A 21,795-nucleotide genomic window follows, 5' to 3' on the forward strand; every position below is an offset into this window, starting at 1 on the left:
ACGCTCCACCACCAGGAGACATGTCATGGCAGAAGCCGACCAGCTCACAACAGACGGCACGTTGAAACAACGGACGACCGAAACGACCGACGGATTCCATCTCGTCATCGATGCACTGAAACTGAACGACATCAATACCATATTTGGACTGGTCGGCATCCCCATTACCGACCTGGCGCGACTGGCACAAGCCGAAGGAATGCGTTTCATCGGCTTTCGTCATGAGCAGCACGCCGGCAACGCGGCAGCCATATCCGGCTACATCACGCAGAAGCCGGGCATCTGCCTGACCGTGTCGGCGCCGGGCTTTCTCAACGGCCTGACCGCCCTCGCCAATGCGACCACTAACTGTTTCCCGATGATCCTGATCAGCGGCTCGAGCGAACGCGAAATCGTCGATCTGCAGCAAGGCGATTACGAAGAAATGGATCAGTTGAACGCGGCCAAGCCTTACGCGAAGGCTGCATATCGCGTTCTGCATGCGGAGGATATTGGCATCGGCGTAGCGCGTGCGATCCGCGCGGCGGTGTCGGGCCGACCAGGTGGCGTGTATCTGGATTTACCGGCCAAACTGCTTTCGCAAACGCTGGACGCCGTGAAGGCGCAGCAGTCGTTGGTGAAAGTCGTCGACGCCGCACCGCGTCAGCTGCCGGCGCCGGAATCTGTCGAACGTGCGATCGAGGTGCTGAAGAACGCCAAACGTCCGTTGATTCTGCTGGGCAAGGGCGCGGCGTACGCGCAGGCTGACGCCGAGATCCGCGGCTTCGTCGAGCAAAGCGGCATTCCGTATCTGCCGATGTCGATGGCCAAAGGCCTGCTGCCCGATACACACGAGCAATCGGCGTCAGCGGCGCGCTCGTTCGTGCTCCAGGAAGCCGACGTGGTCGTGTTGATCGGTGCGCGTCTGAACTGGCTGCTCTCGCACGGCAAAGGCAAGACGTGGGGAGCGCAGCCGAAGAGATTCATCCAGGTCGATATCTCGCCGACGGAAATCGACAGCAACGTCGCGATTGCCGCGCCGGTGATCGGCGATATCGGCTCATGCGTGGCGGCGCTTCGCACCGGCATCGACGCGAGCTTCGGCAAACCGGACGCCGAGTGGATCGGAGCGATCGCCGAGCGCAAGAACAAGAATCTCGCCAAGATGGCCGCGACGCTCGACAAGAACCCGTTGCCGATGAACTTCCACAGCGCATTGCGCGCGATTCGCGATGTGCTGAAGACGCGCCCGGAAATCAACGTCGTCAACGAAGGCGCGAATACGCTCGACTACGCGCGCAGCATTATCGACATGTACGAGCCGCGCAAACGCTTTGATTCGGGCACGTGGGGAATCATGGGTATCGGTATGGGCTTCGCTATCGGCGCAGCGGTAACGACAGGCAAACCGGTTGTCGCGATCGAAGGCGATAGCGCGTTCGGATTCAGCGGTATGGAACTCGAAACGATCTGCCGTTACGACTTGCCGGTTTGCACGGTCGTATTCAACAACAACGGCGTGTATCGCGGCACCGACGTGAACCCGACGGGCGGCAAGGACGTCGCGCCGACCGTATTCGTGAAGGGTGCGCGTTACGACAGGATGATCGAGGCATTCGGCGGTGTTGGCTACAACGCGACCACTCCGGAAGAACTGGCGAAGGCGTTGCTCGAGGCTATCGCATCAGGAAAGCCGACCTTGATCAATGCCGTCATCGACGAAGCGGCCGGAACCGAAAGCGGCCGACTGACCAATCTGAATCCGCAAAGCGCGGCAATGAAGAAGTAATCAGGCTAACTCAGGAGATACCCAAATGACCAAACCTCTCGAAGGGATCAAGATCATCGACTTCACCCACGTTCAAGCCGGTCCCGCGTGCACGCAGTTGCTCGCCTGGTTCGGCGCCAATGTGATCAAGGTCGAAAGACCGGGTTCGGGCGATGTGACGCGTAACCAGCTGCGCGACATTCCCGATGCCGACGCGCTGTACTTCACGATGCTCAACAGCAATAAGAAGTCGCTAACGCTGGACACCAAAAAAGCCGAAGGCAAGGAGGTGCTCGAAAAGCTGATCCGCGAGTCCGACGTTCTGGTCGAAAATTTTGGGCCGGGCGCGTTGGACCGGATGGGCTTTTCGTGGGAGCGCCTGAATGAACTCAATCCGAAGATGATCGTCGCCTCGGTGAAGGGCTTCAGCGACGGCCATCACTACGATGACCTGAAAGTCTACGAAAACGTCGCCCAATGCGCAGGCGGCGCGGCGTCCACCACCGGCTTCTGGGACGGTCCGCCGACCATTAGCGCCGCTGCGCTCGGCGACAGCAACACCGGCATGCATCTGGCGATCGGCATTCTCACCGCGCTGCTTGGCCGCGACAAAACCGGCAAGGGCCAGAAGGTCGCGGTGTCGATGCAGGACAGCGTGCTGAACCTGTGCCGGGTGAAATTGCGTGACCAGCAGCGGCTTGAGCGAGTTGGCTATCTTGAGGAATATCCGCAATATCCGCACGGCGAATTCAGCGACGTGGTGCCACGCGGCGGCAATGCGGGTGGCGGCGGTCAACCGGGCTGGGTGCTGAAGTGCAAAGGCTGGGAGACGGACCCGAACGCCTACATCTACTTCACGATCCAGGGGCATGCATGGGAGCCGATCTGCAAAGCACTCGGCAAGCCAGAGTGGATCGATGACCCAGCCTACAAGACCGCTGAAGCGCGTCAGCCCCATATCTTCGAAATCTTCAAGACGATCGAAGCGTGGCTTGCCGACAAGACGAAATTCGAAGCGGTCGACATCTTGCGCAAGTTCGACATTCCGTGCGCGCCGGTGCTGACGATGAAAGAACTGGCCAACGATCCGTCGTTGCGCGCGAGCGGCACGATTGTCGAGGTGCCGCACAAGAAACGCGGCTCGTATCTGACCGTCGGCAGCCCGATCAAGTTCTCGGACATGAAGCCGCACGTCACCGCGTCGCCGCTGCTCGGAGAACATACGGACGAAGTCCTGGTGGGCCTTGGCTACAGCCAGCAGGAAATCTTCAATCTACGCGAGATCAAAGCAGTTTAACGGTGTCACGCAGGCGCAGTTTCAGCTTCTGACGTGCAAATGCGGTACCCCTGACGGCGCCGCATCCGATTTAAGTATACCCATTCGCTTTGGAGGAACGCCGTGCAAACTGCCATCGACTTCCAGCAACTTGCCAACGCAATCGGCGACGCCATCATCATCTCCAATTCCGGTGGCAGCATCACTTTCTGGAACCCCGCGGCCGAACGCATGTTCGGATTTACGCAGAGCGAGGCGCTGGGAAAGTCGCTGGACCTGATCGTTCCGGAACGCATGCGCGGCCGCCATTGGGATGGCTATCACAAGACCATGGCAACGGGCGAAACGCGTTACGGCAATGATGTGCTGCGCGTCCCCGCTGTGCACAAAGACGGACGGTCAATGTCGATCGCCTTTACAGTCGCGTTGCTGCATTCGCAGCAAAATGGACTCACCGGCATCGTCGCAGTGATCCGCGACGAAACCACCCGCTTCCAGCAGGATCGCGTGCTACGCAAACGTCTTGCGGAGCTGGAGGCGTTCCAAGGCGCGTGAATGAGCCACTCCCGTTCCGCGTCTACCGCTATCGCAGCCGGGATGACGGGCGTTGCCGCAGCCAGCGGCGCAAGCGCGTAAGCACGGTCCGAGGATGTCCCGGCGAGCCTTGCGACATAGAGAAAGTCTGGGCCGCAATCGGATTGGATAATTGCCTGACCAGATCGAGGTCGTCCCGTGCATGCACTGACGCAGTACGCGCGGCCAGCACGAACGCCGTCGTAGGTGCGGCACGCAACGGAGCCAAGGTAGATCTGATCAGGCGCAGCGCGTCAGAATCGTTCCACCCTAAAGGAATGAGCCGAGATGATGTCCCGGGTCCGTGGGGATCGTCGACGATCTTGGGGATGTCGTCGAGTGACCGGTAGTGGCCGACGAACTGAGACCGTCGAGGCGGCCGCGTTGCTAGTGGTCTGCGTCAAACGGATTGCATCTTATTCAGCTTGGTGCGGGCACGCGTGACTTTCGCCAGAATGTCGGAAGCTTTAGCGGTCCAGATGAAGGGTTTTGGATCACCATTGTGCTTTTCAATGTACTGCTCGATCGTGCTGACCAACTCGGGTACCGAGCGAAAGGCTGACCGCCGTAGCTGGTTCTCGGACAGATCACGAAAGAAGCGTTCGACCATATTGAGCCAGGAAGCGCTGGTGGGCGTGAAATGCATGTGAAATCGTGGGTGCTTGGCCAGCCACGCCTTCACCTCGGGATGCTTATGAGTGGCGTAGTTGTCGGCAATCAAATGTAGTTCCTTACCCTTGGGGGTGCTGCGATCGATCTTGCGCAGGAAGCCCAGCCATTCTTGATGACGATGCTTCGTCTGGCACTGGCCAATGATGCTGCCATCGAGCGTGTTCATCGCGGCGAACAACGTCGTCACACCATTGCGCTTGTAATCGTGCGTCATCGTCTGACCTCGACCTCGCTTCATCGGCAAGCCAGGCTGGGTCCGGTCCAGAGCCTGAATCTGGGACTTCTCGTCACAACTGAACACCAGTGCGTGCTCAGGTGGATCGAGATAAAGGCCGACGATGTCCTCCAGCTTCTCGGCAAAGTGCTTGTCGTTCGAGACTTTGAAGGTTTCTATCCGATGCGGCTTGAGTCCATGCGCCTGCCAGATGCGCCTCACGCTCGCCTCGCTGACGCCGGCCACTGCCGCCATGCTGCGCGTACTCCAATGCGTCGCGTTATCGGGACGCTGCTGCATGGTCATCGCCACGATGGCCTTGACCTTGCGCGCAGAGATCTTCGGCTTGCGCCCGGGTCGCGTCTCGTCCCGCTCGATCCCCGCCACACCGTCCGCGATGAAGCGCGCTCGCCAGCGCGCCACCGTGCCTCGCCAGATACCCAACTGCACACCGATCTCTTTGTCTGTGTGGCCCAGTGCCGCGAGCAATATCATCTTGGCACGCTCGGCCAGTCGTACCGGAACCCTCCGCCCAGCCGCCCACGTTTCCAATTGTTTGCGCTGGCCTTCGCTCAGCTCAACTTTTGCCGCGATTCTCATGGGTTCTCCCTCATCACCTGGAAGGAGACTCGCAAATCGCGATTAAGTTGCATTATTTACGACGCACTACACTAGCGGCGCATGACTTCTACGACGCGAACGCACTTCGCATGACCGATAGCATTGCCGTCGCCTGCTCGGGCGTGATGCCACCATCGGTCGGCCACCTGTAGTAGGTCTGCTTATCAAACGCAGATGCAGATATGGGCGATTTCCACAAGAAAGACAATACAATGCAGTGGGAATGACCAGCCATCGAAACCGCAGCGACTATGCGGTTCGTGTTGTGAATGCGCATGGCGCTCACCATAGGTGCCGCAGCGCTGCCCGAATATCCACAAGCGAGGCGGAGATCATCCTCAGCGCGGGGTTGATGCGGCGGCAGCATGGCGGGCCGATACGTAATTAGGCGTCACTTAGCGCGCTACCAAGGCCCAAATGGGTACCTAGATGGGTACCAGCTTCCTTCTTTGACGCGATTTATGGACGGAAAGCCTTTCTGGATAAGGCTAGAAAGGTTTACATCAACACAATGTCGTACTGCTCCTGACTCAAATTCGACTCCACCTGCAACGACACCGGCTTGCCGATGAAATCGATCAGCATTGCCAGATGCTGCGACTCTTCCTCGAGAAACAGATCGATCACCTGCTGCGAAGCGACCACGCGAAACTCGCGCGGATTGAACTGCCGCGACTCGCGCAAAATCTCCCGCAACACGTCATAGCACACCGTGCGCGCAGTCTTCACTTGCCCCTTGCCCTGGCAAATCGGGCAAGGCTCGCACAGCACATGCGCGAGCGACTCACGCGTACGCTTGCGCGTCATCTCGACGAGCCCGAGTTGCGAGAAGCCATTGACGGTCACCCGCGTGCGATCGCGCGACAACGCCTTCTTCAATTCGCCTAGCACCTGGTCGCGATGCTCGACGTTTTCCATATCGATGAAATCGATGATGATCACGCCGCCAAGATTCCTTAGCCGCAGTTGCCGCGCGATGGTATGCGCGGCTTCGAGGTTGGTCTTGAAGATCGTGTCGTCGAAGTTGCGCGCGCCGACGTAGCCGCCGGTGTTCACATCGATCGTCGTCATCGCCTCGGTCTGGTCGATCACGAGGTAGCCGCCCGACTTCAGATCCACGCGACGCGATAGCGCGCGCTGAATCTCGGCCTCGATGTTGTACAGATCAAACAGCGGCCGCTCGCCGGTGTAGTGGTGCAGCTTCGACGATACCGCCGGTGTGAACTCGGCCGCGAAATCGGCGAGCATCTGATGCGTCTCGCGCGAATCGACCTGGATGCGCGATGTGTCATCGTTGACGAAATCGCGCAGCACGCGCTGCGCGAGATTCAGATCCTGGTAGAGCAGGCTGGTGGGCGGCATGCGCTGGGCCTGCGACAGAATCGTCGCCCACGTCTTGCGCAGATACGCGACGTCGGCTGCGAGCTCTTCGCTGGTCGCATCCTCGGCGATCGTGCGCACGATGTAGCCGCCTTTCTCGTCGGCGGGCAGCACGGCGGTCAGACGCGCACGCACGGCCTCGCGCTCGGCTTCGCTTTCGATTTTCTGCGAGATGCCGATGTGCGGCTCCTGCGGCAGATACACGAGCGTGCGCCCGGCGATGCTCACTTGCGTGGACAGCCGCGCGCCCTTGGTGCCGATCGGGTCCTTGACGACCTGCACCATCAGCGTCTGACCTTCGAAGACGATCTTTTCGATCGGCTGATGCGGTGTTTGATGTTGCGCTTCGCCGGCGATGCGCGGATGCCAGATGTCGGCGACATGAAGAAACGCGGCGCGTTCGAGGCCGATGTCGATGAACGCCGATTGCATGCCGGGCAGCACGCGCACGACCTTGCCGAGATAGACATTGCCGACGCGGCCGCGCGACAGCGTTCGTTCGACATGAAGTTCCTGGACGGCGCCCTGTTGAACGAGCGCGACGCGCGTTTCCTGCGGCGTGACATTGATCAGGATTTCTTCATTCATGGTGTTGTTCTAGAAGTCGATGCGCGCTGCACGCAGGAGGGCAGCGGTTTCAAAAAGCGGCAAACCCATAATACCCGAATAGGACCCGTCTATATGCTCGATAAACTCCGCCGCGCGTCCCTGCACGCCATACGCCCCCGCCTTGCCGAGCGGCTCACCGCTCGCCGCGTAGCGACGCAACGCGTCTGCGTGCACTGCAGCAAAACGCACCTTCGAGACCGACAACGCCGCGGGCAGCAGCGCGCCGTTGGCATCGATCACGGCGAGCGCGGTCAGCACTTCGTGCGAGCGGCCCGCGAGACGTGTGAGCATGGCGACCGCATCGCCGGCATCGATGGGCTTGCCGAGAATCGCGTCGTCGATCGTGACGGTGGTGTCGGCGACGAGTATCGGCCGCACCTCGTGACCGCCGTCGAGGAGCCGCGCGCGGGCCGCCTGCGCCTTCGCGATGCACACGCGCTGCACGTAGTCGCGCGCGTGTTCGCCGGGCCGTTCGGCTTCGAGCGCTTCGGCGTCTTCATCGGGGCGCGGCAGCAGCAATTCGAAACGCACGCCGAGCTGTTGCAGCAGCTCCTGGCGGCGCGGACTTTGCGAGGCGAGGTAGACGAACGGATGCAGCGAAGCGGAGGGCGTGGGCATGTACGGGTCTCGATGAAGCGGGAAACGGATGGCGCGGGGTGGTGAACGCGGGTGGGCGTGGAAGAGTGAGCGGGCGAGGTTGACCCGGTGATCCGATTGATGCGCTGCATCCACCAGCGGCATCGATGCACGGCGCGTCGGGCGCATCATCGCATGAAGCGGCGACAATGCGCTCAAGCGTATGGAGCAGAGCACCCGCGACGCGTCAGCAGCAACGAATCGTTGCCAGGCGTCGCCGCGCGAGGCTCCAGCATCTACGCGCGATGATACGGATGATTTTGCGTGATGGTCCACGCCCGATAAAGCTGTTCGGCCAGCAGCACGCGCACCATCGCGTGCGGCAGCGTGAGGCTCGACACGCGCAGCATCATATCGGCGCGTGCCTTCAGCTCGGGATCGAGCCCGTCCGCGCCGCCGATCAGAAAGGCCACGTCGCGGCCGTCTTGCTGCCAGCCCGGCAACGCGCCCGCGAGCTGCATCGTGGTCCAGTCCTTGCCGCGTTCGTCGAGCGCGACGATGCGCGCGTTCTTCGGCAACGCGGCTTCGATCTTCTGCCGTTCGGCGGCCATCACGCTTTCGGCCGAACGGCCCGACGAGCGCTGCTCCGGTTTGATCTCGCGCAGTTCGATGCGCAACTCCGGCGGCATGCGTTTCGCGTATTCGTCGAAGCCGGTCGCGATCCAGTCCGGCATCTTGTGGCCGACGGCGAGGATATGCAGTTTCATCGCGAGGACAGTAGCGCTCTGGCCGAGACGGCCCGCTTACTTGCGGCGCGCCGTGGTCTTGCGCGCGGGCTTCGCGGCCGGCGCTTCCTCGTCTTCCTCGTCGTCGGGCTCGCTTGCGCGCGCGCCGCCGAACGGATTCGGCGTCGACAGCTTGATGCGCACCGGCTTGTCGCCCCAGATTTCCTCGAGGTTGTAGTACTGGCGCAGCGCCGGCTGCAGGATGTGCACGATCGCGTCGCCGCAATCGACCAGCACCCATTCGCCGATATCCTCGCCCTCGGTGCTGATGATCTCGCCGCCGGCTTCCTTCACGCCTTCGCGCACGCTCGACGCGAGCGCCTTGGTTTGCCGGTTCGACGTGCCGCTCGCGACGATCACGCGATCGAACAGCGAGGTCAGGTGGCTGGTGTTGAACACTTTGATGTCTTGCGCCTTGACGTCTTCGAGAGAGTCGACGATTACGCGTTGCAGTTTGCGAATATCCATGGAGTTACCGGTGGTACAGATGATGTTGAAGAATATAGTCCCACACCGCGGCGGGGACGTGACTCGCGGCCCGATCCTGGCTTGTGCCGCCCGCACCCGCGTGGGCGAGCCGCTGGTTGACCTGCTCGCGCAGATGCGCGCGAATGTCGGTGGCCGATACGTTGAACGCGAGCGTCGTGTCGATCAGCAGATGGCCGCAGGGTGTGGCCTGCAGCACGTCGGCGCGCGCACGGCGCGCGGCGATTTCCTTGGCGACCGCGGGGGCGACCGACGCGAGGTCGAAGCCGGGCCGCGTGGCCGCGCCGATATGCGCGAGCTCGAACAGGCGCCGCCAGTCGCGCCATGTGTCGAGATGCACCAGTTGATCCGCGCCGATCAGCAGGGTGATCGATGCGTCGTCGCCTTCGCGCTCGCGCCAGCATTGCAGCGTCTCGACCGTGTAGGTCGCGCCATCGTGCTCGATTTCGTCGGTCGCGACGCGTACCGTCACGCCGGGGATCGCGAGCGACGCGGCCGCCGCGCGCGTCATCGCGAGCCGATGTTCGGCGGGCGACACGTCGGCTTTCTGCCACGGCTGGCCGGCCGGCAGCAGCACCAGTTCGGTCAGCCGCAGCACGTCGGCGAACCGCCGCGCGAGCGCGAGGTGGCCGTCGTGGATCGGGTCGAAAGTGCCGCCCAGCAGACCGATCCGGCGAGGCAGGGCGACAGGGTGAGCGTTTGGCTTCAGGTGAGGGTCCTTTGTCGTGACCGTAAGCGAGACAGGTGGCGCGTCACACCCACTCGCGCGGCACGAGGAAATCGCTGTACAAACGCGCTTCCGGCGTGCCCCGCTCGGGCTGCCAGTCGTAGCGCCAGTTCGCCACAGGCGGCATCGACATCAAGATCGATTCGGTGCGTCCGCCGCTCTGCAGCCCAAACAGTGTGCCACGGTCGAAGACCAGATTGAACTCGACGTAGCGGCCGCGCCGGTAAGCCTGGAACGCGCGCTCGGCTTCGCCGTACGGCGTGTCGCGGCGCCGCTCGATGATCGGCAGGTACGCCTTGAGAAAGCCTTCGCCGACGCTTTTGAGCATCGCGAACGACTGCTCGAAGCCCGGCGCCGAGAAATCGTCGAAGAAAATCCCGCCAATGCCGCGCGGCTCGTTGCGGTGCTTCAGGAAGAAGTACTCGTCGCACCAGCGCTTGAAGCGCGGGTACAGGTCCGCGCCGTACGGCGCGAGCGCGTCGCGACACACCTGATGGAACTGCCGGGCGTCCTCTTCGTAGCCGTAGTAGGGCGTCAGGTCCATGCCGCCGCCGAACCAGAACACCGGTTCTTCGCCTTCCCTCGTCGCGATGAGCAGGCGCACGTTCATGTGCACGGTCGGGCAGTGCGGATTGTGCGGATGCAGCACGAGCGACACGCCCGTCGCCTCGAAGCCGCGCCCGGCCAGTTGCGGCCGCGCGGCGCTTGCCGAGCCCGGCAGCGCATCGCCCGCGACGTCCGAGAAGCCGATGCCGGCGCGCTCGAAGAACTGGCCGCCTTCGAGAATCCGCGTGACGCCGCCGCCGCGCAGCTTCTCGCCGGGCGCGCGCTGCCACGCGTCGGTAGCGAACGCGGAGCCGTCGAAGGCGCCGAGCGTGTCCGCGATATGCGATTGCAGGCCTTGCAGCCAGCTGCGCACGGCTTGTGCGTCGTAGCTCGAATTGCTCATGAATGCAGGTGCTGGGGCGGCACGCTCGTCGTGCCGCGGGTTCTTCGAAAGAAAGCGATGGCCGCGTTGGCGCCGGGTGTCTGCGAACCTGGACCGCTGGTTCGGATTGCCTGGTTGCCGGAGGCGAACATCAGAGGCGGCTTGCCGCTTCAGTCGATTCGCGGGCTCCGGGCCCGTCTGCCGCGACGAGCGGGACAGATTCAGTGTAGCGCGCGTCGTGTAACGTGCCCGCACGGCGGCGCCTGTGGCGCCGGCAGTGCGCCGCCCGCACGGCGTCCAGCGCTAGCGAAGCTTACTTGCCGTCGTGCTTGCGGTTGAGCGCGCGATAGCCGATGTCGCGGCGGTACTGCATGCCGTCGAACGCGATCTGGTTGATCGTGTGGTACGCGGCCGCCTGCGCGGTGCGCACCGAATCCGCGAGACCGACGACGCACAGCACCCGCCCGCCCGAGGTGGTCAGCTTGCCGTCCGTCAGCGTGGTGCCGGCGTGGAACGTGACTGAATCCGCGGTTTCGGCGGGAATGCCGTTGATGCGGTCGCCCTTCCTCGGCGTGTCCGGGTAGTTGTGCGCGGCGAGCACGACGCCGAGCGCGGTGCGGCGGTCCCATTCGAGCTCGACGGTGTCGAGCGTGCCGGCGATCGCGTGTTCCACCACCTTCGAATAGTCGCCTTTCAGACGCGCCATGATCGGCTGCGTTTCGGGGTCGCCCATCCGGCAGTTGAATTCGAGCGTCTTCGGGTTGCCTTGCGCGTCGATCATCAGGCCCGCGTACAGGAAGCCGGTGTAGCGGATACCTTCCTTCTCCATGCCGCGCACGGTCGGCAGGATGATTTCGCGCATCACGCGCGCATGCAGCTGCGGCGTGACGATCGGCGCGGGCGAGTAGGCGCCCATGCCGCCCGTATTCGGGCCCTGGTCGCCGTCGAGCAGACGCTTGTGATCCTGGCTCGACGCGAGCGCGAGCACGTGCTTGCCGTCCACCATCACGATGAAGCTCGCTTCCTCTCCGGCGAGGAACTCCTCGATCACGACGCGCGCGCCGGCGTCGCCGAGCTTGTTGTCCGACAGCATCATGTCGACCGCGGCGTGCGCTTCTTGCAGCGTTTGCGCGACCACCACGCCCTTGCCGGCGGCGAGGCCGTCGGCCTTGATCACGATCGGCGCGCCCTTGGCGTCCAGATACGCGTGCGCGGCGGCGACGTCGGCGAAGGTTTCGTACTCGGCCGTCGGGATGCCGTGGCGCTTCATGAACGCTTTGGCGAAATCTTTCGAGCTTTCGAGCTGGGCGGCCTCTTTGGTCGGCCCGAAGATCTTCAGACCGCGCGAGCGGAACAGGTTGACAATGCCTGCCGCGAGCGGCGCTTCCGGCCCGACCAGCGTGAACGCGATCTGTTCTTTTTCGACGAAATCAGCGAGCGCGGCCGGCTCGGTGATGTCGAGGTTGAGCAGACGCTCATCCTGAGCGGTGCCGCCGTTGCCCGGCGCGACGTAGACGAGCTGGACCCGCGGCGATTGCGCGAGCTTCCATGCCAGCGCATGTTCGCGACCGCCGGAACCGACGACGAGTAACTTCATGTGAATCCCCGAGACTTGAAAACCATAAACGGCCGAGCGGTGTGCTCAGCCGTGCAATAAACCATCAACAGCAAGGGCAAACGATGCCAGAGCCCGGCGCGCGCCATCACTCGCCGGCGATCGACGCGTTTGTATAGACTTCCTGCACGTCGTCCAGATTTTCCAGCGCGTCGAGCAGCTTCTGCATTTTCACGGCATCGTCGCCGGTGAATTCGACTTCGGTCTGCGGCTTCATCGTGACTTCGGCCAGTTCGGCCTTGAAGCCCGCCGTTTCGAGTGCAGCCTTCACTTTCGAAAAATCGTTCGGCGGGCACAGCACTTCGATACTGCCGTCCTCGTTCGTCACGACGTCGTCGGCGCCCGCTTCGAGCGCGGCTTCCATCAGCGCGTCTTCGGCGGTGCCGGGAGCGAACAGGAACTGGCCGACGTGATCGAACATGAACGACACCGAGCCGTCGGTGCCCATGTTGCCGCCGTTCTTCGAGAACGCGTGGCGCACTTCCGCGACCGTGCGGGTGCGGTTGTCGGTCATCGTGTCGACGATCACCGCCGCGCCGCCGATGCCATAGCCTTCGTAGCGGATTTCCTCGTAGTTCGCGCCGTCCGCGCCGCCGACACCGCGCTGGATCGCGCGGTTGATGTTGTCTTTCGGCATGTTGGCGTCGTACGCCTTGTCGACCGCGAGCCGCAGACGCGGGTTCGAGTCGATTTCGCCGCCGCCCAGACGGGCCGCAACCTGGATTTCCTTGATGAGCCGCGTCCAGACCTTGCCGCGCTTGGCATCGGCCGCTGCTTTCTTATGCTTGATGTTGGCCCATTTCGAATGACCCGCCATACTTTTCTCCGTCGCGCGCGCCAGCGGGGCGCACGCATAGTGCAATTGTCGTTGCGATGTCGGGCGCCTCGCGTGTTGCGCCTCGACGTCAATCCGTCAGGTGAAAGGCTGCCGGCCGCTCGTGCTTGTCGCTCGTGTTGGCCCGTCGAGGCGGCCACCTGTGCCGCCGATCTCAGCCTGGCCGTTCCCGCGCGTCGTTCCGCGCTTGCCCGCCGGTGGGCGTTCGTGCCGGTTCGTGCATGATCGGCCGGCCAGGCGGAGCCGCAGGGCCGCAGCGCGGTGGAGCGGGGCAGCTTGTGCGGCCAGGCGCCGCATGACCTGATGCGAAAGCGCGGGGCGCCAGTCGAAATTGCAGGCGGTGGTGCGAGTGATCGTGCGGGTCGAGCCGCTCCGTCGAGCGGATTCGAATTTTATCATGCCGCGAGGGTGCGGCAGAGGGGGCCGCGCCGCGAAACCGGCCGCAAATGCAATGAAATCGACGCGAAAATGAATGGAGGCGGTGCGGATGTGTCGCCGGGAGGACCGGATGCGGGCGAAAGCGGGGCCGGTTCCGGGGCGGCGGCATCGCCAGGCCACCCCCGCTGGCCCCCGGCGCGTCAGTTCTTCGTACCGAACAACCGGTCGCCCGCGTCGCCCAGGCCCGGCACGATGTACGCATGCTCGTTCAGATGCGAATCGAGCGACGCGACGAACAGCTTGACGTCCGGGTGCGCGTCCTGGAACACCTGCACGCCCTCGGGCGCGGCGACGAGCGCGAGGAACATGATGTTCTCGGCCGCCACGTTGCGGCGCTTGAGCACATCGACCGCGTGCACGGCCGAGTAGCCGGTCGCGACCATCGGATCGCAGAGGATGAACACGCGGTCTTCGAGGTCCGGCAGCCGCACCAGGTATTCGACCGGCCGATGATCCTCCGCGCGATACACGCCGATATGGCCGACGCGCGCCGACGGCACCAGCTCGAGCAGGCCGTCCGACATGCCGACGCCCGCGCGCAGCACCGGCACGATCGCGAGCTTCTTGCCGGCGATCACCGGCGCGTCGATCTCGACGAGCGGCGTGGTGATGCGGCGCGTGGTCATTGGCAGGTTGCGGGTGATTTCGTAGCCCATCAGCAGCGTGATTTCGCGCAGCAGTTCGCGGAACGTGCGCGTCGACGTGTCCCGGTCGCGCATGTGCGACAGCTTGTGCTGGATCAGCGGGTGATCGAGGATGAAGAGATTGGGGAAACGGCTGTCCTGGGTCATGGCGGGCTCGCGCGCGGCGGCAAGGTGGATCGGTTCGGCGCGCTCATCCGTTGGCTCAGTCCGCGCTCGAAGGTCGGACGAACGGTGGAAAAGCGCGCCACCGCGCGAGTTTACCGAAAGAGTACCGCCCGGCGATACCTGAGATTGTAGCGACGCGGCACAGTCCGGCACCGATTCTTCTAGAATCTGGGGAAACTTCGCCAGGAGGGCATACACATGGACATGGGAATCGCAGGACGCCGCGCGCTGGTTTGCGCGGCGAGCAAAGGTCTGGGACGCGGCTGCGCGGAAGCGCTCGCCGCCGAGGGCGTCGACCTGACGATCGTCGCGCGCACCGCCGAAACGCTCGAAGCGACCGCCGAGGCGATCCGCAAGCAGAGCGGCGTCGAGGTGAAGACCGTCGCATGCGACATCACCACGCCTGAAGGGCGTGCGGCCGCGCTCGCGGCCTGCCCGCAGCCGGACATTCTCGTCAACAACGCGGGCGGTCCGCCGCCGGGCGATTTCCGCAACTTCACGCACGAGGACTGGATCCGCGCGCTCGAAGCCAACATGCTGACGCCGATCGAGCTGATCCGTCAGACCATCGACACGATGAGCGCGCGCGGCTTCGGGCGCATCGTCAACATCACGAGCTCGGCGGTGAAGGCGCCGATCGACGTGCTCGGCCTGTCGAACGGCGCGCGCTCCGGCCTGACCGGTTTCGTCGCGGGGCTCGCGCGCAAGGTCGCGCCGACCGGCGTGACGATCAACAACTTGCTGCCGGGCCTGTTCGACACCGACCGTATCGCGGTCACGTTCGAGGCGCAGGCGAAGACGCACAACATTTCGATCGACGAAGCGCGCAAGCAGCGCATGAAGACGATCCCCGCCGGCCGCTTCGGTAATCGCGAAGAATTCGGCCGCGCCTGCGCGTTCCTGTGCAGCACGCACGCGGGTTACATCACCGGGCAGAACTGGTTGATCGACGGCGGCGCCTATCCCGGTACGTACTGAGCTGGTACGTACCGAGCAGGCACGTACCGAGCCGCCGCGCGCGAACGACACCCGTCACATCACAACAACGATAGTCACAAGGGTTTGAGGAGTCTTACGTCATGAGCACCCGCATTGCGCTGATCGCGCACGATCACAAGAAGGACGACATCGTCAAACTGGCCGGCGAATACGTCGACACGCTCGCGCGCTGCGAGATCGTCGCAACCGGCACGACCGGCGGACGCATCAGCGACGCGCACGGCCTGACGGTCGAGCGCATGCTGTCGGGCCCGCACGGCGGCGACCTGCAGATCGGCGCGCAGCTCGCCGAAGGGCGCGTCGACATGGTGATTTTCCTGCGCGACCCGATGACGCCGCAGCCGCACGAGCCGGACATCAACGCGCTAGTGCGCGCGTGCGACGTGCACAACATTCCGTGCGCGACGAACATTTCGACCGCCCGCATGGTGCTCGACGTGCTGACGCTGCGCCTGTCCGGCGAGGCGTGAGCGCGCGCGTCGCCGCACCCACATCCATACAGATGACAGATGAAGGAGACGTGATGGTCAAGGCAATCCGTTTCGACAAAACCGGCGGCCCCGAAGTCATGAAATGGGTCGACGTCGAGGTGGGCGAGCCCGGCGCGGGCGAGATCCGCATTCGCCAGACGGCGGTCGGCCTCAATTACATCGACGTGTATTTCCGCACCGGTCTGTATCCGCTGCCGCTGCCGGGCGGGCTCGGCATGGAAGCGGCCGGCGAGGTCAGCGCGGTGGGCCCGGGCGTGACCGGTCTGAAGGTCGGCGATCGCGTCGGGTATGTCGCGCGGCCGCCCGGCGCGTATGCGCAGGAGCGCGTGCTGCAGGCCGCGCAGGTCGTCAAGCTGCCCGATGCGATCAGCGACGAGCAGGCCGCGTCGGCGATGCTGCAAGGCTTGACTGCGCAATATCTGCTGCGCCGCACGTATCGCGTGAAGGCCGGTGACACGATCCTCATTCAGGCCGCAGCGGGCGGCGTCGGCCTGCTCGTGTGCCAGTGGGCGAAGGCGCTCGGCGCGACGGTGATCGGCACGGTCGGTTCCGACGAGAAAGCCGAGATCGCGAAAGCGCACGGCTGCGATCACGCGATCGTCTATACGCGCGAGAACTTCACGAAGCGCGTCCGCGAGATCACCAACGGCGCGGGCGTGCCGGTCGTCTACGATTCGATCGGCAAGGACACCTTCGAAAAATCGCTCGACTGTCTCGCGCCGCTCGGCCTGTTCGTGAGCTTCGGCAACGCGTCGGGGCCGCTGCCGCCGATCGATTCGTCGGAATTCGCGGGACGCGGCTCGCTGTTCTTTACACGACCGACGCTCTTCACCTATATGGCGAAACGCAGCGACTACGAGGCGATGTCGGCCGAGCTGTTCGACGTGCTGAGCTCGGGCAAGGTCAAGACCAGCATCAATCAGCGCTATGCGCTGCCGGACGTCGGGCAGGCACATGCGGACCTCGAAGGGCGCCGCACGACGGGGTCGACGATCCTGCTGCCGTAAAGAAGTGGCAGCGCGGCCTCGGGCTGCGCTACACGTCATCCATCAGGGCCGTTTCATCGCGAGATGAAACGGCCTTGTCCGTTTACGCGATTTTTACGCGTACCCCGCGATCTTTGACCAGCCCTTTAGGCCGATCGGCATACCGTTCTATCCATCCAAAGTCCGTGAATGGAGAACGAGAATGGATGTGCTGTATGTCGGGGGCCTGGCGCTGTTTGCCTTGCTGACCTTTGGGCTGATTGGCGGCTGCGAGAAGCTGATGCAGTTGCGCCGCGGACAAGGAGCGCGCTGATGACCTGGATGCTGTGGCTGGCCGGCGCGTCCACCGCGCTGCTGTTCGTCTATCTCGTGTATGCGCTGCTGCGCGCGGAGGACATTGAATGAACACGAACGATGTCCTGCAGGCGAGTCTTTTTATTGTCGTGCTACTGGCCGCGGCGGTGCCGATGGCGAGCTATCTCGGCGCCGTGATGGACGGCAGTTCGCGCGTGGTGCGCTTCGGCGCGCCGCTCGAACGGCTGCTTTACCGTATCGCGGGCGTCGATCCAGCGGCGGAAATGGGCTGGAGGCACTACGCGGTCGCCACGCTCGCGTTCAACGTGCTCGGCGCGGCGTTCCTGTACGTGCTGCTGCGCGTGCAAGGGTGGCTGCCCGGCAATCCGCAGCAGTTCGGCGCGATGTCGGTCGACAGCGCCTTCAACACCGCGGTCAGCTTCGTGACCAACACCAACTGGCAGGACTACACGCCCGAGCAGACCGTCGGCTATCTGACGCAAATGCTCGGCCTGACCGTGCAGAACTTCCTGTCGGCGGCGACCGGCATCGTCGTCGTGTTCGCGTTGATGCGCGGCTTCGCGCGTCATACCGCGCAGACGATCGGCAACTTCTGGGTCGACATCACGCGCGTGACGATGTACGTCCTGCTGCCGATGGCGGCGATCATCGCCGCACTGCTGATGAGTCAGGGCGTGATCCAGAACTTCAAGGCATATCAGGAGGTGCCGACGCTGCAGACCACCACCTACGCCGCGCCGAAGCTCGACGCGCAAGGCAATCCGGTGAAGGACGCGAAGGGCGATCCGGTGATGCTCGACACGCCCGTGAAGACGCAGACCATCGCGATGGGCCCGGTCGCGTCGCAGGAAGCGATCAAGATGCTCGGCACCAACGGCGGCGGCTTCTTTAACGGCAACTCCGCGCATCCGTACGAAAACCCGACGCCGTTCTCGAACTTCGTGCAGATCATCTCGATCCTGATCATCCCGGCGGCGCTCGCGCTCGTGTTCGGCCGCGTGATCGGCGACCGGCGGCAGGGCGTCGCGGTGCTCGCGGCGATGACGATCGCGTTCGGCGTTTGCGTGTTCGGCGAGATCAGCGCCGAGCAGAGCGGCAATCCCGCGTTCACGGCGCTCAACGTCGACCAGTCAGCGGACGCGCTGCAGGCGGGCGGCAATGCGGAGGGCAAGGAAACGCGCTTCGGCATCGCGCAGTCGGGCATCTTCACGGTCGCGACGACGGCGGCTTCGTGCGGTGCGGTCGACAACATGCACGATTCGTTGACGCCGCTCGGCGGCCTGTATCCGATGCTGCTGATCCAGCTCGGCGAAGTGATCTTCGGCGGTGTCGGTTCCGGCATGTACGGGATGCTCGTGTTCGCGCTGCTCGCGGTGTTCGTCGCGGGACTGATGATCGGGCGTACTCCTGAATATGTCGGCAAGAAGATCGAGGCCTACGAGATGAAGATGGTGTCGATCGTCGTGCTGCTCACGCCGCTGCTCGTGCTGGTGGGCACCTCGATCGCGGTGCTCAGCGAGGCGGGCAAGGCCGGCATCGCAAACCCCGGCGCACACGGCTTCTCCGAGATCCTCTATGCGTTCAGCTCGGCGGCGAACAACAACGGTAGCGCGTTCGCGGGTCTCACGGTGAATACGCCGTTCTACAACTGGCTCACCGCGATCGCGATGTGGTTCGGCCGCTTCGGCACGATCGTGCCGGTGCTCGCGATCGCCGGTTCGCTCGCCGCGAAGAAGCGCATCGCCGTCACCGGCGGCACGCTGCCGACGCACGGACCGCTGTTCGTCGTGCTGCTGCTCGGCACGGTGCTGCTGGTCGGCGCGCTGACCTACGTCCCGGCGCTCGCGCTCGGTCCCGGCGTCGAGCATCTGATGATGATCGGCGTGCAGTGACCCACGGCAGGGAGCCAACGACCGAACAGGCGCTTGCACGCGGCAAGCCTGCAAGCGCCCACGGACATTCGAGGATTCAATGACTGAACATAACGCTACCCGGTCCATGTTCGACCCGGCGCTGCTGCGCCCGGCGATCGTGGACTCCTTTAAAAAGCTCACGCCGCGCACGCAGTTTCGCAACCCGGTGATGTTCTGCGTGTACGTCGGCAGCATCCTGACGACCATTCTGTGGATCGCCGCGCTCGGCGGTCAGGCCGAGGCGCCCGCGGGCTTCATCCTCGCGGTCACGCTGTGGCTGTGGTTCACGGTGCTGTTCGCGAACTTCGCGGAGGCGCTCGCCGAAGGCCGCTCGAAAGCGCAGGCCGCGTCGCTGCGCAGCGCGAAGAGAGACGTGATGGCGAAGAAGCTCAACGAGCCGCATCCGAAGTCGCCGATCCGCATCACGACCGCGACGGATCTGCGCCGTGGCGACGTCGTGCTGGTCGAGACCGGCGACGTGATCCCGGCCGACGGCGAAGTGATCGAGGGCGTCGCTTCGGTCGACGAATCGGCGATCACCGGTGAATCGGCGCCGGTGATCCGCGAGTCGGGCGGCGACTTTTCGTCGGTGACGGGCGGCACGCGGGTGCTGTCGGACTGGATCGTCGTGCGCGTCACGGCCAATCCGGGCGAGGCGTTCCTCGACCGCATGATCGCGATGGTCGAAGGCGCGAAGCGTCAGAAGACGCCGAACGAAATCGCGCTCACCATCCTGCTCGTCGCGCTGACCATCGTGATGCTGCTCGCCACCGCGACGCTGCTGCCGTTCTCGATGTTCTCCGTCGAAGCCGCGAAAGCGGGCCACGTGGTGACGATCACCGCGCTCGCCGCGCTGCTCGTGTGTCTGATCCCGACGACGATCGGCGGCCTGTTGTCGGCGATCGGCGTGGCCGGGATGAGCCGCATGATGCAGGCGAACGTGATCGCGACCTCGGGCCGTGCCGTCGAAGCGGCCGGCGACGTCGACGTGCTGCTGCTCGACAAGACCGGCACGATCACGCTCGGCAACCGCCAGGCGTCGCAGTTTCTGCCGGCGCCGGGTCTGACCGAAGAGGCGCTTGCCGATGCCGCGCAGCTGTCGTCGCTCGCCGACGAAACGCCGGAAGGCCGCAGCATCACTGTGCTCGCGAAGCAGCGCTTCAATATCCGTCAGCGCGATATGGCCTCGCTGCATGCGGTGTTTCTCGCGTTCACGGCGCAGACCCGCATGAGCGGCGTCGATCTCTCCCCCCAGGGGACTTCCTCCGGGGCGCCGAACCGCGAAATCCGCAAGGGCGCGGCCGATGCGGTCAAGCACTATGTCGAAGCGAACGGCGGCCGTTTCCCGAACGAAGTCAGCAACGCGGTCGCCGATGTCGCGCGACGCGGCAGCACACCGCTGGTGGTCGCCGAGAAAGGCGAGCAGGGCGCGCGCGTGCTCGGCGTGATCGAGTTGAAGGACGTCGTGAAGGGCGGTATCAAGGAGCGCTTCGCCGAGCTGCGCAAGATGGGCATCAAGACCGTGATGGTGACGGGCGACAACCGCCTGACCGCCGCCGCGATCGCGGCCGAAGCGGGCGTCGACGACTTCCTTGCCGAGGCGACACCCGAAACGAAGCTCGCGACGATTCGCGCGCATCAGGCCGAAGGGCGTCTGGTCGCGATGACCGGCGACGGCACCAACGACGCGCCCGCGCTCGCGCAGGCCGACGTCGCGGTCGCGATGAACACCGGCACGCAGGCGGCGAAAGAGGCCGGCAATATGGTCGACCTCGATTCGAATCCGACCAAGCTGATCGAGATCGTCGAGATCGGCAAGCAGATGTTGATGACGCGCGGGTCGTTGACCACATTCTCGATCGCCAACGACCTCGCCAAGTACTTCGCGATCATCCCGGCCGCGTTCGCGTCGACGTATCCGGCGTTGAACGCGCTGAACGTGATGCATCTGGCGACGCCGACCTCGGCAATCATGTCGGCGGTGATCTTCAACGCGCTGATCATCGTGCTGCTGATTCCGCTGGCGCTGAAGGGCGTGCGCTATCGCGCTCTCGGTGCTGCGATCCTGCTGCGCCGCAATCTGCTGATCTATGGCCTTGGCGGGATCATCGTGCCGTTCATCGGCATCAAGCTGATCGATATGGTGCTCGCCGCGTTCGGCTGGGTTTGAGCGCAGTGACCATGTGATGAAAAGGGAAAGAGACCCATCATGAAAAATCTGTTCCGTCCGCTGATCGTGATCTTCGCGGTGCTGACCGCGATCACAGGACTCGCCTATCCCGCCGTGATGACCGCGTTCGGCCAGGCGGCGTTTCACGAACAGGCCAACGGCAGCCTCATCGAGCAGAACGGCAAGGTGGTCGGCTCACAGCTGATCGGCCAGCAGTTCGACGCGCCCCAGTACTTCTGGGGCCGGCTGTCGGCGACGAGCCCGATGCCGTACAACCCGCAAAGCTCGGGCGGCTCGAACCTCGGGCCGAACAACCCCGCGCTGCTCGACGAGATCAAGGGCCGTCTCGCGGCGCTGAAGGCGGCGGGCACCGACATGTCGAAGCCGGTGCCGGTCGATCTGGTCACGTCGTCGGGCAGCGGGCTCGATCCGGAGATCAGTCCGGCCGCGGCCGCGTATCAGCTCGAGCGGGTCGCGCAGGCCCGTCACCTCGCGCCGAACGACGTGCAGGCGCTCGTCGAGCGCTACACGACGGGGCGCCAGTTCGGCGTGCTCGGCGAGCCGCGCGTGAATGTGCTGAAGCTCAATCTCGCGCTCGATGAAATGAAGCGCGGCTGACACTGAACGCAT

Annotated in this window: 21 protein-coding genes; 11 read left to right on the plus strand and 10 right to left on the minus strand. The window is 64.1% G+C overall.

The features are described from left to right. Positions 1-25: 25 nt before the first annotated feature. The 3 genes from oxc (at position 26) to OKW27_RS33780 (ending at position 3,578) form a co-directional block, all read left to right on the plus strand. The gene (gene oxc / locus OKW27_RS33770) at positions 26-1,768 is read left to right on the plus strand and encodes an oxalyl-CoA decarboxylase (protein WP_429336016.1); all 1,743 of its coding nucleotides are present in this window, start codon (positions 26-28) and stop codon (positions 1,766-1,768) included. Positions 1,769-1,793: 25 nt separating this feature from the next. After that, positions 1,794-3,044: a formyl-CoA transferase gene (frc, locus tag OKW27_RS33775; protein ID WP_429336017.1), complete on the plus strand. Its 1,251-nt coding sequence runs from the start codon at positions 1,794-1,796 to the stop codon at positions 3,042-3,044. A 102-nt stretch (positions 3,045-3,146) separates the two neighbouring features. Then, a complete protein-coding gene (locus tag OKW27_RS33780) occupies positions 3,147-3,578 on the plus strand; it encodes a PAS domain-containing protein (protein WP_429336018.1) in 432 nt (143 codons plus the stop codon). A gap of 418 nt (positions 3,579-3,996) precedes the next feature. Here the strand turns inward: OKW27_RS33780 and OKW27_RS33785 are convergent, their stop codons facing one another. From OKW27_RS33785 to upp, 10 genes are all read right to left on the minus strand, one after another. Then, positions 3,997-5,082, minus strand: a complete 1,086-nt coding sequence (locus tag OKW27_RS33785; protein ID WP_429333246.1) for an IS630 family transposase — start codon at positions 5,080-5,082, stop codon at positions 3,997-3,999. A 519-nt stretch (positions 5,083-5,601) separates the two neighbouring features. Continuing rightward, positions 5,602-7,071 carry a ribonuclease G gene (gene rng, locus OKW27_RS33790; RefSeq protein ID WP_090803712.1) on the minus strand — a complete coding sequence of 490 codons (1,470 nt, stop codon included), beginning with the start codon at positions 7,069-7,071 and terminating at the stop codon, positions 5,602-5,604. Between the two features lie 9 nt (positions 7,072-7,080). Then, the gene (locus tag OKW27_RS33795; RefSeq protein WP_429336019.1) at positions 7,081-7,710 is read right to left on the minus strand and encodes a Maf family protein; all 630 of its coding nucleotides are present in this window, start codon (positions 7,708-7,710) and stop codon (positions 7,081-7,083) included. 254 nt (positions 7,711-7,964) lie between these two features. Further along, entirely contained in the window at positions 7,965-8,435 is a 471-nt protein-coding gene (gene rlmH, locus OKW27_RS33800; RefSeq protein ID WP_008919684.1) for a 23S rRNA (pseudouridine(1915)-N(3))-methyltransferase RlmH, read from the minus strand. Positions 8,436-8,471: 36 nt separating this feature from the next. After that, positions 8,472-8,921: a ribosome silencing factor gene (gene rsfS / locus OKW27_RS33805; protein WP_187610991.1), complete on the minus strand. Its 450-nt coding sequence runs from the start codon at positions 8,919-8,921 to the stop codon at positions 8,472-8,474. A 4-nt stretch (positions 8,922-8,925) separates the two neighbouring features. Beyond that, positions 8,926-9,648: a nicotinate-nucleotide adenylyltransferase gene (locus OKW27_RS33810; RefSeq protein ID WP_221307877.1), complete on the minus strand. Its 723-nt coding sequence runs from the start codon at positions 9,646-9,648 to the stop codon at positions 8,926-8,928. Positions 9,649-9,691: 43 nt separating this feature from the next. After that, positions 9,692-10,615 carry an oxygen-dependent coproporphyrinogen oxidase gene (gene hemF / locus OKW27_RS33815; protein ID WP_429336020.1) on the minus strand — a complete coding sequence of 308 codons (924 nt, stop codon included), beginning with the start codon at positions 10,613-10,615 and terminating at the stop codon, positions 9,692-9,694. Positions 10,616-10,907: 292 nt separating this feature from the next. Then, positions 10,908-12,191: a phosphoribosylamine--glycine ligase gene (gene purD / locus OKW27_RS33820; RefSeq protein WP_184059377.1), complete on the minus strand. Its 1,284-nt coding sequence runs from the start codon at positions 12,189-12,191 to the stop codon at positions 10,908-10,910. A 106-nt stretch (positions 12,192-12,297) separates the two neighbouring features. Continuing rightward, positions 12,298-13,026 (minus strand): YebC/PmpR family DNA-binding transcriptional regulator, encoded by a 729-nt coding sequence (locus tag OKW27_RS33825; RefSeq protein WP_018419973.1) that lies wholly within the window; start codon positions 13,024-13,026, stop codon positions 12,298-12,300. A gap of 596 nt (positions 13,027-13,622) precedes the next feature. Next, complete coding sequence (upp, locus tag OKW27_RS33830; RefSeq protein WP_062126416.1) at positions 13,623-14,273, minus strand: uracil phosphoribosyltransferase; 651 nt, start codon at positions 14,271-14,273, stop codon at positions 13,623-13,625. A gap of 216 nt (positions 14,274-14,489) precedes the next feature. On the opposite strand from upp, the gene OKW27_RS33835 reads away from it, so the two are divergent. From OKW27_RS33835 to kdpC, 8 genes are all read left to right on the plus strand, one after another. Continuing rightward, positions 14,490-15,269, plus strand: coding sequence for an SDR family oxidoreductase (locus OKW27_RS33835; RefSeq protein WP_090803723.1), 780 nt, complete (start codon positions 14,490-14,492; stop codon positions 15,267-15,269). A gap of 101 nt (positions 15,270-15,370) precedes the next feature. Beyond that, positions 15,371-15,760: a methylglyoxal synthase gene (locus OKW27_RS33840; protein ID WP_013088898.1), complete on the plus strand. Its 390-nt coding sequence runs from the start codon at positions 15,371-15,373 to the stop codon at positions 15,758-15,760. Positions 15,761-15,813: 53 nt separating this feature from the next. Further along, positions 15,814-16,788, plus strand: coding sequence for a quinone oxidoreductase family protein (locus OKW27_RS33845; protein WP_429336021.1), 975 nt, complete (start codon positions 15,814-15,816; stop codon positions 16,786-16,788). A 181-nt stretch (positions 16,789-16,969) separates the two neighbouring features. After that, on the plus strand, positions 16,970-17,080 hold the full coding sequence (locus tag OKW27_RS33850) for a hypothetical protein (RefSeq protein WP_018419977.1): 111 nt from the start codon (positions 16,970-16,972) through the stop codon (positions 17,078-17,080). After that, positions 17,080-17,172 (plus strand): K(+)-transporting ATPase subunit F, encoded by a 93-nt coding sequence (gene kdpF, locus OKW27_RS33855; RefSeq protein WP_013088901.1) that lies wholly within the window; start codon positions 17,080-17,082, stop codon positions 17,170-17,172. The genes OKW27_RS33850 and kdpF overlap by 1 nt, the downstream gene beginning before the upstream one ends. Continuing rightward, complete coding sequence (kdpA, locus tag OKW27_RS33860) at positions 17,169-18,974, plus strand: potassium-transporting ATPase subunit KdpA (protein ID WP_429336022.1); 1,806 nt, start codon at positions 17,169-17,171, stop codon at positions 18,972-18,974. Before kdpF ends, kdpA begins: the two co-directional genes overlap by 4 nt. Positions 18,975-19,053: 79 nt before the next feature. Further along, complete coding sequence (gene kdpB / locus OKW27_RS33865; protein WP_429336023.1) at positions 19,054-21,165, plus strand: potassium-transporting ATPase subunit KdpB; 2,112 nt, start codon at positions 19,054-19,056, stop codon at positions 21,163-21,165. A 39-nt stretch (positions 21,166-21,204) separates the two neighbouring features. Continuing rightward, positions 21,205-21,783, plus strand: coding sequence for a potassium-transporting ATPase subunit KdpC (gene kdpC, locus OKW27_RS33870; protein WP_090803729.1), 579 nt, complete (start codon positions 21,205-21,207; stop codon positions 21,781-21,783). Positions 21,784-21,795 lie beyond the last annotated feature (12 nt).

Origin of the sequence: Paraburkholderia sp. 35.1 (assembly GCF_050436525.1) — a bacterium.
GTDB lineage: Bacteria > Pseudomonadota > Gammaproteobacteria > Burkholderiales > Burkholderiaceae > Paraburkholderia > Paraburkholderia tuberum.

What these genes read in the sequence shown, in the direction of transcription:
- OKW27_RS33850 (WP_018419977.1), top strand. Translation starts at nt 16,970, where the DNA reads ATGGATGTGCTGTATGTCGGGGGCCTGGCGCTGTTTGCCTTGCTGACC.
- OKW27_RS33840 (WP_013088898.1), top strand. Translation starts at nt 15,371, where the DNA reads ATGAGCACCCGCATTGCGCTGATCGCGCACGATCACAAGAAGGACGAC.
- rng (WP_090803712.1), bottom strand. Translation starts at nt 7,071, where the DNA reads ATGAATGAAGAAATCCTGATCAATGTCACGCCGCAGGAAACGCGCGTC.
- upp (WP_062126416.1), bottom strand. Translation starts at nt 14,273, where the DNA reads ATGACCCAGGACAGCCGTTTCCCCAATCTCTTCATCCTCGATCACCCG.
- rsfS (WP_187610991.1), bottom strand. Translation starts at nt 8,921, where the DNA reads ATGGATATTCGCAAACTGCAACGCGTAATCGTCGACTCTCTCGAAGAC.
- oxc (WP_429336016.1), top strand. Translation starts at nt 26, where the DNA reads ATGGCAGAAGCCGACCAGCTCACAACAGACGGCACGTTGAAACAACGG.
- purD (WP_184059377.1), bottom strand. Translation starts at nt 12,191, where the DNA reads ATGAAGTTACTCGTCGTCGGTTCCGGCGGTCGCGAACATGCGCTGGCA.
- OKW27_RS33845 (WP_429336021.1), top strand. Translation starts at nt 15,814, where the DNA reads ATGGTCAAGGCAATCCGTTTCGACAAAACCGGCGGCCCCGAAGTCATG.
- kdpF (WP_013088901.1), top strand. Translation starts at nt 17,080, where the DNA reads ATGACCTGGATGCTGTGGCTGGCCGGCGCGTCCACCGCGCTGCTGTTC.
- OKW27_RS33795 (WP_429336019.1), bottom strand. Translation starts at nt 7,710, where the DNA reads ATGCCCACGCCCTCCGCTTCGCTGCATCCGTTCGTCTACCTCGCCTCG.
- frc (WP_429336017.1), top strand. Translation starts at nt 1,794, where the DNA reads ATGACCAAACCTCTCGAAGGGATCAAGATCATCGACTTCACCCACGTT.
- OKW27_RS33835 (WP_090803723.1), top strand. Translation starts at nt 14,490, where the DNA reads ATGGACATGGGAATCGCAGGACGCCGCGCGCTGGTTTGCGCGGCGAGC.
- kdpC (WP_090803729.1), top strand. Translation starts at nt 21,205, where the DNA reads ATGAAAAATCTGTTCCGTCCGCTGATCGTGATCTTCGCGGTGCTGACC.
- OKW27_RS33825 (WP_018419973.1), bottom strand. Translation starts at nt 13,026, where the DNA reads ATGGCGGGTCATTCGAAATGGGCCAACATCAAGCATAAGAAAGCAGCG.
- kdpA (WP_429336022.1), top strand. Translation starts at nt 17,169, where the DNA reads ATGAACACGAACGATGTCCTGCAGGCGAGTCTTTTTATTGTCGTGCTA.
- OKW27_RS33785 (WP_429333246.1), bottom strand. Translation starts at nt 5,082, where the DNA reads ATGAGAATCGCGGCAAAAGTTGAGCTGAGCGAAGGCCAGCGCAAACAA.
- kdpB (WP_429336023.1), top strand. Translation starts at nt 19,054, where the DNA reads ATGACTGAACATAACGCTACCCGGTCCATGTTCGACCCGGCGCTGCTG.
- rlmH (WP_008919684.1), bottom strand. Translation starts at nt 8,435, where the DNA reads ATGAAACTGCATATCCTCGCCGTCGGCCACAAGATGCCGGACTGGATC.
- hemF (WP_429336020.1), bottom strand. Translation starts at nt 10,615, where the DNA reads ATGAGCAATTCGAGCTACGACGCACAAGCCGTGCGCAGCTGGCTGCAA.